Origin of the sequence: Streptococcus mitis (assembly GCF_003942775.1) — a bacterium.
Taxonomy (GTDB): domain Bacteria; phylum Bacillota; class Bacilli; order Lactobacillales; family Streptococcaceae; genus Streptococcus; species Streptococcus mitis_CN.
In genome coordinates this window covers 325323-338163 of record NZ_RJNX01000003.1, presented here as the reverse complement: position 1 = coordinate 338163, position 12841 = coordinate 325323, and the positions used below count along the sequence as shown (strand labels likewise).

At 39.1% G+C, this 12841-nt stretch carries 8 protein-coding genes, 1 tRNA gene and 1 riboswitch; of the genes, 3 read left to right on the top strand and 6 right to left on the bottom strand.

Annotation, left to right across the window (positions count from 1 at the left end):
* Positions 1–32 precede the first annotated feature (32 nt).
* From D8848_RS06230 to D8848_RS06220, 3 genes are all read right to left on the bottom strand, one after another.
* Positions 33–1109, bottom strand: a complete 1077-nt coding sequence (locus D8848_RS06230; RefSeq protein WP_125443205.1) for an aspartate-semialdehyde dehydrogenase — start codon at positions 1107–1109, stop codon at positions 33–35.
* A 380-nt stretch (positions 1110–1489) separates the two neighbouring features.
* Positions 1490–1562: transfer RNA gene (locus D8848_RS06225), tRNA-Thr, on the bottom strand.
* A gap of 99 nt (positions 1563–1661) precedes the next feature.
* Positions 1662–2171, bottom strand: coding sequence for a QueT transporter family protein (locus D8848_RS06220; protein ID WP_125443204.1), 510 nt, complete (start codon positions 2169–2171; stop codon positions 1662–1664).
* Positions 2169–2265: riboswitch (PreQ1 riboswitch) on the bottom strand. (Overlaps the previous gene by 3 nt.)
* A gap of 28 nt (positions 2266–2293) precedes the next feature.
* Here D8848_RS06220 and D8848_RS06215 point away from each other — a divergent pair.
* Together D8848_RS06215 and mscL are read left to right on the top strand one after the other, a co-directional pair.
* Complete coding sequence (locus tag D8848_RS06215) at positions 2294–2725, top strand: GtrA family protein (RefSeq protein WP_125443203.1); 432 nt, start codon at positions 2294–2296, stop codon at positions 2723–2725.
* An 82-nt stretch (positions 2726–2807) separates the two neighbouring features.
* Positions 2808–3188, top strand: coding sequence for a large conductance mechanosensitive channel protein MscL (gene mscL / locus D8848_RS06210; protein ID WP_125443202.1), 381 nt, complete (start codon positions 2808–2810; stop codon positions 3186–3188).
* A gap of 40 nt (positions 3189–3228) precedes the next feature.
* Here mscL and hemH read toward each other — a convergent pair whose 3' ends face one another.
* A complete protein-coding gene (hemH, locus tag D8848_RS06205) occupies positions 3229–4323 on the bottom strand; it encodes a ferrochelatase (protein WP_125443201.1) in 1095 nt (364 codons plus the stop codon).
* 153 nt (positions 4324–4476) lie between these two features.
* Here hemH and pepT point away from each other — a divergent pair, with 153 nt between their 5' ends.
* The gene (gene pepT / locus D8848_RS06200; protein WP_125443200.1) at positions 4477–5700 is read left to right on the top strand and encodes a peptidase T; all 1224 of its coding nucleotides are present in this window, start codon (positions 4477–4479) and stop codon (positions 5698–5700) included.
* A gap of 35 nt (positions 5701–5735) precedes the next feature.
* On the opposite strand, the gene D8848_RS06195 is transcribed toward pepT, so the two are convergent.
* On the bottom strand, positions 5736–9503 hold the full coding sequence (locus tag D8848_RS06195; protein WP_125443199.1) for a pneumococcal-type histidine triad protein: 3768 nt from the start codon (positions 9501–9503) through the stop codon (positions 5736–5738).
* A 208-nt stretch (positions 9504–9711) separates the two neighbouring features.
* Positions 9712–12840 (bottom strand): pneumococcal-type histidine triad protein, encoded by a 3129-nt coding sequence (locus D8848_RS06190; RefSeq protein WP_125443198.1) that lies wholly within the window; start codon positions 12838–12840, stop codon positions 9712–9714.
* Between the last annotated feature and the right edge of the window lies 1 nt (position 12841).

Genomic DNA, 12841 nt, shown 5'->3' with positions numbered 1-12841 from the left:
AAGGAGTTCATCTGAACTCCTAAACAATATGACTATTTTAATTCAAATTTCAACTCAGCTGTTGGACGAACCAATCCACGTTCGTGAAGAGTTTCAGCAATCTGAACTGAGTTCCAAGCAGCACCTTTGAGAAGGTTATCTGAAACAACCCACATGTGGATTCCTTTTTCAGCATCCAAGTCTTTACGGATACGACCAATAAAGGTATCACGTGAACCCACTGCATTGATGGCTTGAGGATAAATTTGATGAGCTACATCATCCTCAAGAACAGCACCTGGGAAGGCTGCGATAGCTGCTTTTACTTCTTCGATTGGAGCAACTTCTTTTGTTTCGATGTAAACAGACTCAGAGTGAGCTGACAAGACTGGAATACGGACACATGTTGCAGATACTGCAATGCTGTCATCTTCCATGATTTTCTTAGTTTCCTTGGTCATCTTCATCTCTTCGTAAGTGTAATCATTGTCAGTGAAAACATCGATTTGTGGAAGAGCGTTGAAGGCGATAGGATAGTGTTTCTTATCACCACCTGAAGGCAAGATTTCCGCATGCAAATCACGTGGGGTTACACCATCATTCAAGACTTCACGAAGTTCACGTTGTGTCTCAAGAATTGCTCCCATACCAGCACCAGAAACTGCTTGGTAAGTTGAAACAATGATACGGTCCAAGCCCCATTTTTGGCGAACTGGCTCAAGAGCTACCATCATTTGGATTGTTGAACAGTTAGGGCAGGCAATGATACCGTTGTGGGCATCAAGTGCATGAGCATTGACCTCTGGAACGACCAAAGGAACATCTGGATTTTGACGGAAGTAAGATGTATTATCTACTACTACCGCTCCAGCTTTAACTGCGTATGGTGCATATTTAGCTGATGTAGAACCACCTGCTGAAAAGAGAGCAATATCAACTCCTTCAAAAGCTGTTTCAGTTGTTTCTTCAATCGTAATATCTTGATCTTTAAACTTCAAAGTCTTGCCTGCTGAACGTGCAGAAGCAAGTAAACGAATTTTATCGATTGGAAGTGTTGATTCTTCCAACATTTTTATCATCTGAGCTCCGACAGCACCTGTCGCGCCGACTACAGCAACTGTATATCCCATAAATAACCTCTTTCGGAATTTTCTAAAAATTTCTATAATAGATGTATTATACTACTTTTTCCATGAATTGCAAAGCTTTTTCATCATTTTTTGGAAAATAAAAATCCCCAGTCGCTAGACTAGGGACTAAGAGGCATCTTCATGTGATGAGCAGGTTCACACAACTCATCAAGGTCCGCTCCTGCGTTATGACCTCCTTATGCTCAATAGTAGTCCGAAGACTACCTATCGACTCATCGCGTCTATTATATTACTAGAAATAAGTGGTTTTGTCAATAAAAAATTTTTGCAGGATGACTTTTATTATACAAAAGTCAGAATTTTTTCTCGCGAGCATAAGAAAAAAACTCTTGTGCTCAAGAGTTTCCCTGTAAATATCATGCTAATTGCCGGGATTGAACCGGCGACCTCATCCTTACCATGGATGCGCTCTGCCAACTGAGCTAAATCAGCTTACTTAAAAAGTATACTATAGTTAGAAAATCTTGTCAAGTTTCCTTAGAAATTTTCCATAAGAAAAAGCCAGGTAAGAGCCACCTAGCTTCTCTTCGTCTATTTGCTTAAATCAATTCGACGACCAATTTTACCAATGATAATCGCACCAATAATTAATGAGGCAAATTCACCAATCCCTGTTGTGAACCAAGTAAGGAAAAATGGTAATTGCGCTACGATATTCAACTCTGCAGCGATAGTAAACATGGAAATTGAAAAGAGGATTGAAAAGAAGAAATGATCTTTTCGAATTAATCCATTAAAGAGGTAATCTTTGCTGTATTTTGCAAAAAGCCAAACACCTAGACTGAGGAATACTAAGGTTGATCCACCACCAACAAAGACATCTAGCAGTCCGAAGCTAAAGAAATTAGCAATCATACAACCGATAGAAACTCCTATGATATACTTAGGATTGTAAAAAGCCATAAAGTTCATCATTTCTGAAATACGAAACTGATAAGCACCATAGCTAATAGCATTTAGGGGCGGTGTAACAGTCAAAACGACATAGATAGCAGCGACGATTGCAATATCTGCAACATCACGAATAGTTAATTTTTTCATCTTTTCTCCTTTGGCGGTTGCCCGCGTGTAATATGCTTGGTGAAAGAAGCTAAGCACCAAGGGTTGATTCAATCAACCTTACTAGTATAGCACAATAACTTGCTTTATGCTATACTAAAAGTATGAAAAAACGCATTCAAAGTCTCTTCGAGAATGAGCTCTTAGCCTATCTCTTTTTTGGTATAGCAACTACTCTTGTCTCCATTCTATCCCGATTAGTCATTTATCAATTAACCCATAAAGAACTGCTTGCTACTGGACTAGCAAATAGTATCGGTATCCTCTTTGCCTTTTTTACAAATGATAGGCTTGTCTTTAAGCAAGATAGAGAGAATTGGTCAATCCGTTTAGTAAAATTTACTCTAGCACGTCTTTCTACTTTTCTTTTAGACTTGTTTTTAACTTTTCTCTTTGTAACTCAGTTTCCTAATATTATCGGACAATTTGTAAATAATAATATAGACAAGGTTAATAGTATTGAAACCGTTATTTCACAATTCTTGATAATTATCCTCAATTATATTTTTAGTAAGGTATTTATTTTTAAAAAATAAGGAAAAATTAAGCATATTGCTTGCAAGAACTTCTTAATTAATATATAATCAAGAGTAAAAATTTTGGAAAGGAATTATGAAAATGTTAAAAGATCTTAAAGCATTTTTGCTTCGTGGTAATGTTGTTGACCTTGCTGTCGGTGTGATCATTGCCTCTGCTTTTGGTGCAATCGTTACTTCATTTGTAAATGATATCATCACTCCTCTACTATTGAACCCAGCCTTGGAAGCTGCGAAAGTACAAAACATCGCTGAGCTTGCATGGAATGGTGTTACATATGGTAAATTCTTGAGTGCTATTATCAACTTCCTTGTTGTAGGTACTGTTCTCTTCTTTGTAATCAAAGGTATTGAAAAAGCTCAAAGCCTTACTAAGAAAGAAGAAGCTGCTGAGGAAGCTCCAGCTGGTCCAACTGAGTTGGAAGTACTTCAAGAAATCAAAGCTCTTCTTGAGAAAAAATAATCAATTAAAAGGATCTAGCACAAAGCTAAATCCTTTTTCTTTACTCTTTTGGTAACTTACCTGCTTTCTCAAGCATTTTCTTAATAAGATAAGGCATCTTAACATTTTCACGACCTTTTTTCTCAATCAGTTTTTTCACAAATTCCGGCATTTGTAAATCTTGAGATTCGGCCAAAATGTTTTTAGTCTCATCTGACGGAACTAACTCATCAAAGGTTTCTTCTTCTGGGAGAAATTCCTTAAACTCTTTGTTCTCATTAGCTCTGACGGTATTGACCAAGGCATCAATCAAACGTGAATCCGTATTTGGCATTGGTGGACGATGATAGTTCACCCCCAATTCCTGACACAAGTCATAACATTCCACATCGTTGTCAAACAAGACTTCAATGTGCTCACTAATAAAACTAATAGGTATAAAAATATAATGGTCTGGATGTTCTTTCCGTTCTCTGAGATACTCTAAAACATCTGGCTTAATCCATGGAATACCGATATCACTTTCACTCTGCCAGGTATTTGTATATTGAGTGGAACTCAAACCTAGTTTTTCAGCGACTAACTTGCTATTTTCAAAAATTTGATCGATATAAGGATCACCAAAATCCAAGGCAAAAATGGGCACACTATGAGCTGAAAAGATGACTTTAAAGCTATCCTGCTTTACTTCTTCTTTTAAAATCTTAGCAATTTCATCTGCCCAATAGTCTAAGAGCGCTTCTTCTTGATACCAGTCCTTAATAACAAAAAATTGGATCTGCTTGCTTTCTAAAAATTTTTCATAGCCCATGACAGAGTAGAAAGAATAATGGGGCTCTAAAATCAAGCAAATACACTGCTCGATTCCGTCTGCTTCCATCTGACCAATCACATCTGGAATAAAGGGTTTGGAAAACTTATTAGCAAAATAAACACTGTATTCATTCCCCAGCCTGGCTTCTACTAAGGCAACCTCTTCTCGGGTAATTTTTTGCAGAGGCGTCCCTCCAATAAGTACATAATTATCGTAGAGAGTTTGAATTTCGTGGTCTTGAGGTCTCACTCCACGACGAATATTTGTGAAAAAATCAGCCACACCTTCAAAGGTAATCTCTTCTGGCGAACCGAAAGTCATCATTAAAATTGCTTTTTTCATAATTGCTTCCTTGTGATATTTTTATCAAGTTTATTTTATCATTAATTCGTTAATAAGTAAACGCCAACATAGTGAATTTCCCTAACTTCAGTCTTTTGTTTTTCTCTCTTTTCTATGATACAATGGAAAAAATGAATTCAAAAGGAGTTTTTTATGACTTATCCCAATCTCTTGGACCGCTTCTTAACCTACGTTAAGGTCAATACGCGCTCTGATGAACACTCTACTACTACTCCAAGTACGCAGAGTCAGGTAGATTTTGCTACAAATGTTCTTATTCCTGAAATGAAACGTGTTGGATTACAAAATGTTTATTATCTACCAAATGGTTTTGCAATTGGAACCTTACCAGCCAATGATCCATCTTTAACACGTAAGATTGGCTTTATATCTCACATGGATACTGCTGATTTTAATGCCGAAGGAGTCAATCCACAGGTAATTGAAAACTACGATGGTGGTGTGATTGAACTTGGAAATTCTGGTTTCAAACTCGATCCAGCTGACTTTAAGAGTCTTGAAAAATATCCAGGACAAACACTCATCACAACAGATGGAACAACCTTGCTAGGAGCTGATGACAAGTCAGGCATTGCTGAAATTATGACAGCTATTGAATATCTTACTGCTCACCCTGAAATTAAACACTGTGAGATTCGTGTTGGTTTTGGTCCAGATGAAGAAATCGGTATCGGTGCAAATAAATTTGATGCTGAGGACTTTGATGTAGATTTTGCTTACACAGTTGATGGTGGCCCACTAGGTGAACTTCAGTACGAGACCTTCTCAGCAGCTGGTGCTGAGTTACATTTCCAAGGACGCAATGTCCACCCTGGTACCGCAAAAGGTCAGATGGTCAATGCCCTTCAGCTAGCAATTGATTTTCACAATCAACTTCCAGAGAATGACAGACCTGAGTTAACTGAAGGTTACCAAGGTTTCTATCATTTAATGGATGTGACAGGTAGTGTCGAAGAGGCGCGTGCAAGCTACATCATTCGTGATTTTGAAAAAGATGCCTTTGAAGCTCGTAAAGCAGCAATGCAGTCTATCGCTGATAAGATGAATCAAGAACTTGGTAGCGACCGTGTCACCCTAAACTTGACAGACCAGTACTACAATATGAAAGAAGTCATTGAAAAAGATATGACTCCAATTACCATTGCCAAAGCAGTTATGGAAGATTTGGGGATTACTCCTATAATCGAACCAATCCGTGGAGGGACAGACGGCTCTAAGATTTCCTTTATGGGAATCCCAACTCCTAATATCTTTGCGGGTGGAGAAAATATGCACGGACGTTTTGAATACGTCAGCCTTCAGACCATGGAACGTGCAGTTGATACCATTATTGGTATCGTAGCTTATAAAGACTAAAAAGACGAGGTAGCTCAGCTACTTCGCCTTTCTTTTTATTCTACTGGTTTTTCTTGATTTCCAATACTTGTTGTAGATTCTGTTGTTTCCTTTTCTGAAGATGATTCAGCAGGTTTAGAATCTGTTGTGTTGCTTGGTTTGTTTTCGTCCCTTGCAGTTTCACTATTTGATTCTGCAACTACGTTTGGTTGGTTCTCAGCACTGGTCTTATCACCATTTGCCTCAGCATTTGTCGCTGGAGTTGCTTCTTCACTTGCGCTTGATTTTGACTTGATTTCTTGATTCAAAACTAGGATAGCTTTTGTCAATTCAAGTAAAGCGGCTTTATCCTTACTCTTAGCAGAAAGTTGGTCTAGTAATGCATCCACCTTATCAAAGTCTGCATCAGAACCCTTGTTGTTTTCTAAATAAGAGTGAAGTGACATGAGAATATCGTAGAGTTTTTGATAGAGTACTAGTGTCTGAGGGTCTTGCTCAGCATTTTCCTTCTCTTGTTGAAGGGCGCTAGCGATACGAGTCAAGACATCTTTTACCTGACTATTTACTTCATCCAAGTCTGCATCAGCCTTGTTTGTAGCAACTTTGAGATTTTCTACTTCTTCTGCCAAGGATTGTCTGATTCCTTCTTCTTGGATTTGTTCCAAGAGTTGAGTTGCCTTGCTCAAGCGGCTTTCTACTTCTTCCTTGCTAACATGATTGACATGTTCTTCAGGCATAAAGTCTCCGTACAATTCTTTCAAGAAGCCATAAATAGCTGTCTTGGCACTTTGATTATCAACTTTTTCAGTATCTAGAACTGTCTGAGTCGATTTAGTAGTAGTTGGTTGAGCTTTCAAAGCTTCTTCCACTTCTTGTTTTGCCTGATAGATGTTTGGGAATAATTTGTTCAATTCTGCTGCCTTAAGGAAGGATTGAGATTGATACAAGGTCCAAGTCAACTGAGCCACTTTGTTTCGAAGTTCATCACTCAAACGACCGTCATTTACGTGTTCGTAGAAATACTTGATGTATTCTACAGTTGTTACACCTGTTCGATCATTAAAGTCTTGCAAGGCTTGAAGTTGTGATTCAACCGCTGCTAAAGCAGCCTCATCTTTAGCCAATTTAGCTTCTTGAAGTCGAACGAGAAGGTCTTTCTTAGGAAGTCCAAAAGTGTCTGTATCCAGAGTATTGATTTTATCAATCAAGGCTTGATATTTCTTATCTAAAGCACTTGTTTCAACAGGTTTGACACTTTCATCAATATGGATATATTGCTTATCAAAGAGATCAAGGGTTGCAAGATAACCTGCTGTAGAGTTAGTTGCCAGTTTCTTCATGTTTTCAGTAAACTGACCTAAGGCTAACTCAATCTGTCTTTGTTCAATAGGCTTGTCTTTATAGATACTTCTGCTATCAGCTAAAAGTTGATCTACTTTTGCCAAGACTGCCTTCTCATCAAAAGCTCCAGGTTGATAATTGGATTGCAGGGCTGGAATCTTGTTTTTCAAAGCCACTTCATATCCCTTAGTTTGAACCTTGATGTAGTGATTATGGTCGCCATGAGGAATCACAAAACTACCATTTTCTACCTGTAAACTATAAGGAGACACACCATCTCGCAAAGCAGTCGTGTAAAGTTCATTTAGGAAATCAAGTTCTGGATTGCCAGTTTGAAGAGGAATCCGAACATGTTCTTTACGAACAGCATAGGGATGGATATGAGTTGGGTCGTAGGCTTGGTCTGGATTTCCAAAGACAAAGAATCCGTTTGAAATTCTAATCGCTTCAAGTGGAACACCGTAGGTCTTCGAAATATAAGCAATCTTTTCTTCATCGCTAGCATCTCTTGAGAAAGACTCTACCGTTTTAGCAAGAGGTTTTACAGGCTCTGCATCATGATGTGTTTTCAAATGATCCTGAGCTGCCTTAATTTGCTCTGCTGTCAAATCCTTCTTGAAGAAGTAATGATTGTGGTCACCATGACTCATGACAAAACCTTGCTCATCCTCACTGATGACACGATCGGCATCAAAACCGTGATCATGGTCTTCATCATGATGGTGTCCATGATGATCTTCATCGTGATCGTCGTCATGAGCTGGATTTGGTGTTGCTGGACTTGCACCTTTCAAGTGATCCTGCGCTGCCTTGATTTGATCAGCAGTCAAATCCTTCTTGAAGAAGTAATGATTATGGTCGCCGTGACTCATGATAAATCCTGCTTCATCTTCCGCAATAATACGATTGGCATCAAAGCCGTGATCATGGTCTTCATCATGATGGTGTCCATGATGATCTTCATCGTGATCGTCGTCATGAGCTGGATTTGGTNTTGCTGGACTTGCACCTTTCAAGTGATCCTGCGCTGCCTTGATTTGATCAGCAGTCAAATCCTTCTTGAAGAAGTAATGATTATGGTCGCCGTGACTCATGATAAATCCTGCTTCATCTTCCGCAATAATACGATTGGCATCAAAGCCGTGTCCACCTTCTTCATGTTCCTCATGTGAAACACCAGGATTGACTGGAAGAGATGGCGAAGGTGTTGTTAGACCATTATTTGGAAGAGTCGGTTGACCAATTACGGTCGATTTTGGAATGTAATGGAAATGATCACCATGTCTTACAATATAAGCTGTAGCAGTTTCTTCGACAATATCTTTAGGATTAAAGATATAACCATCAGATGTTGAAGGAATTTCCTTATTTAACGTTGAAGAAGCATTATTCAATATAGATGGATTACTTGGAAGACTTCCTAGACTAGACGCTACTTCATGAGGTTTTTCATTTGTAGAGACCGTAGAACCAGTTCCACCGATAGGCACCATTCTAGCAATCTTTTCTTCTAAAGCAGAGAGTTTGCTGTAAGGAATAAAATGATAATGGTCGCCATGCGGAATCGCAACTCCATTTGGTGTACGACTGATAATCTTAGCAGGGTCAAAGACTAAGCCATCTGATTCACTGTAACGTTTGTCGCTAGGTGAATCGTAGAGTTCTTTCAATAGACTTTGGAGATTTTCAACTTTGCTTTCTGGCTTGCTAGTTAATCCTTGCACTGTAGATTGAGTATTATTCTCACTAGCTGTTGAAGAATAGCTTAGCTGACTTGGTTGCGTATTTTTGCCAGCTAAATGAGCTTTAGCAGCAGCTAACTCACTAGCAGACAAGTCACTTTTTGGAATATAGTGATAGTGACCTCCGTGAGGAACGATATAAGCATCACCAGTATCTTCGATAATGTCAGCTGGATTAAAGACATAACCATCATCTGTCGTATAGCGTCCCTGAGACCTTGCTACAGCAACATCAGAGCCGACCTTCTCATTATCTTTGACATGTTCTTGTTTTTGACGATTAATTTCATCCTTGGTTCGAACATTATCAGCATGAGCTGTATCTTTCAGGTAGACATAATATTTTCCATCGACCTTGATGATATAACCACCCTTGACTTCATTGACAATATCAGCATCTTTAAGTTGATAGTTTGGATCCTTCATCAAGAGTTCTTCACTAAAGAGGGCATCATAAGGAACTTTCCCATTATAGTAATGATAGTGGTCACCGTGTGACGTCACATAGCCCTGATCTGTAATTTTGATGACAATTTGCTCAGCCTGAATTCCTTCTTTCTGGCTAACCTGATCTGGTGTCAGGTTTTCAGTTTTCTGACTTGACTGACTACCATCCACATAAGAGACACGATTATTGTCCTTATTTTCCTGTGAACGATGCTGGTTCAATGCATAGGCGCAAAGACTCAAGGATACGATAACAGCTGATCCAGCTGCAATATACTTTTTACTGAATTTCATAAATCCCTCATTTCAATAAATGATGAAGCTTTTCTTAACTTCTTTTCTCGGTTAAACAGTTTTTTCTCAAATGGTTATTTAACCAATTAATTAACCAGTAAATAGTTTACCTTTTTTAAGTTTATCTGTCAAGATTTTTATGTCATTTAAAAAATAAAAGCCAGTATTGCTACTGACTCTTACATCATATTGATTTAATAGGATAAACTTATGCTTCTGGTTTCGTCGTAACTGACTCACTACCTTTTAACAACGCAAGTAATTTTTCTGCTTCTGCCATGATACCATTATTATCCATGGTTTGGAGACTCAGATTATTTCGTAAACCAGATAGGCTCTCTGTCACATTGTCTTTCAAACTAGCATCCGTTACTTTAGCAAGTAGAGCTTCTACTTCTTTGAGTTTGGCTTCTACTTTTTCGGTTTCTACTTGAGGTACTTCAGCTTCGTCTGTTGTATCTTTAGGTACTTCTTCTGTCTCGTCTTCATCAGTGCTCGGTTTATAAAGATTATCTACTGAAGGGGTTGAACCTGTATGATTTTCTTTTTCATTGGATTCAGGACGGGTTGACTCGACTGATTCATGATGATCTTCCTTATCTTCATCAGATTTACTGTCTTTGTCTGCCTTATTTTTACGAACATGGTCGCTGGCATTTCCCCAACCATTATCTGAGTGAGGACGTTCTTCAGGATGTTCAACATAATATTTTACAGTCGCAAAGAGATCCTCAAGGCTATAACCCTTAGGTGCTTCATAGAGTCCTTCGTCAAACCAACCAAATTTAATGTTATGGTAATGGTCGTAATGAGGTATAATTAAGCTACCATTTTTAACTTCAACAGTATGTTGTAGATTGTAAGGAATATGATCAAGTGGGACCTTCTTAGCTGCTTCCACTTTATTATAGATTGCTTCTACTCCTTTAACCTCAGTATTTCCTGAACCCTGATTCTCTGTTGAAGGAGGTATCAAACCTTTCTCTTTAGCATAAGCCTGGGCTGCCACTCTTTCAGCTTCAGACAAGCTCTCTTTCTTAATCCAATGACTATGGGACATATGTGGAGTTACATAAGCATCTCCCTCATCACTGGTAATATCACGAGTGTCAAAGATATAGCCATCTTCTGTTGTATACTTACCTGCTAATTTCGCTAATTTAATTTCATCGTCTGTATAAGCAATTTGAGAATTTGGTTTACCAAGACGTTCTGGATGAGTAATTGGTGCTAGGAATGACAATAAATCATCTACCAATTTTCCTTTATTAGAAGATTCATCATTCAAGCGTTCTGCTAATTTGTCTAAGGCTTGGAAATCAGAAGTACGACCCTTATTTTCAGACAAGGCTTTATGAGCCTCGGCCAATAAATTATATGCTTTATCATAAAATTCTTGGTCACGAGGAACGACATTTTCTTTCTTCGCAACTAGGGCATGTGTCTCTTGAGTTTTCTTAGACAAGAGATTTTCAATGGCGTCAATCTTATCCTTGGCCAGGTCTTTAGCTAGAACATAACGACTGACTCCCTTATCCTCGAAAATATAACCGTCGCCAACTTTTCTAACAACCTGGTTGACATCAAATTCTGTCGGTTTATTTCCCACTGGTGCTTGAGGTTTGGTAGTAGGGGCTGGCTTCAGAGGAGTAACACTTGGCAAGACACTGCCATTTTGTCCCTTGACAGCTATCATACGAGCCAATTTTTCTTCCAGCGGTGACATTTGGGAATAAGGGATAAAGTGATAATGGTCTCCGTGAGGAACTGCGACACCGTTAGCTGTACGTTTGATGATTTGTGCCGGATCAAAGACTAGACCATCCGATTCAACATGGCGTTCTGATAAAGGTTTAGCATACAATTCACTTAAAAGTGTTGGGATATCTTCCCCTTGATTTTGATGATATGTTGGGGTGACAGTCAGGTTTGGAGTCTCTGTCAAACTTGGTTGGACTGGTTTAGCATTATCACTACTTGGTTTACTTGAGCTTGTAGAAGAATGAGAACCCTGTTTACCATTCCAATAAGCTTGGGCAGCAGCCAATTCTCCTGCTGACAAATCACTCTTAGGTATATAGTGGAAATGATTGCCATGCGGTACAACAAAAGCGTCACCTGTATCTTCAATCACATCTGTCGGACTAAAGACATACCCATCATCCGTTGTATAGGCTCCTCCAGTTCCTCGATTCGGTGCCGGCGTATTGAGATTAAAGTTTGGTTTAATCGTTGAGCTTGGTGTTGAACTTGTTTTCTCAGGGCTACTTGGTTTCGTATTATCAGCATGACTTTGAATTGGCTGACCTCCAATTGGTAGATTTCGAGCCAATTTTTCTTCCAAGGCAGACATTTGCGAATAAGGGATGAAATGGAAATGATCCCCGTGAGGTACTGCCACACCATTGGCAGTACGTTTTGTAATCTGTGCTGGGTCAAATACTAATCCATCAGACTCCACATGACGTTGGCTAAGTGGCAAAGCGTACAATTCTTGAAGGAGACTAGCTAAATCCTCATTTTGACTCTCAGGAGACGTTGCAGGATTTTGAGGAGTTTCAGATTGACTCGTTCTCACACTAGATCTTGTTTCAGCTCTGCTTGAACGATATTCAACCGTACTTAATTGCCCACCTTTTCCAGATAAGAAGGCTTGGGCAGCAGCTAATTCACTCGCAGACAAATCACTCTTCGGAATATAGTGGAAGTGATTGCCATGAGGAACAATATAGGCATCACCCGTATCCTCAATGATATCAGAGGCATTAAAGATATAACCATCATCCGTTGTATAGCGTCCTTGAGCTCTGGCAGCAACTACCGCCTGATCATTAGAACTGCCTCCATGATTATGACTGTGTTCCTGCTTCTGACGTTTAATCTCTTCTTTTGTCCGAATATTATCCGCGTGGGCAGTATCCTTGAGGTAAACATAGTATTTCCCGTCTACCTTAATGACATAGCCACCCTTGATTTCATTGACAATGTCTGCATCCTTCAACTGATAATTCGGATCTTTCATGAGGAGTTCTTCACTGATGATGGCATCATAAGGAACCTTGCCATTATAGTAATGATAATGGTCTCCATGAGAGGTCACATAACCTTGATCCGTAATCTTGATAACAATTTGTTCGGCGTTGATTCCCTCTCTCTTACTAACTTCATCTGGTGTCAAGTTCTCTGCCTTTTGACTAGCCTGGTCACCATCTATATAAGCAACTCGATTAGAATCTTTCTTAACTTGTCCAGCTTGATACCGTCCAAGCTCATAGGAACAAACACTTAGGGCAAGAACTGCCACTGAACCCGCTACATATTTTTTATTGATTTTCATT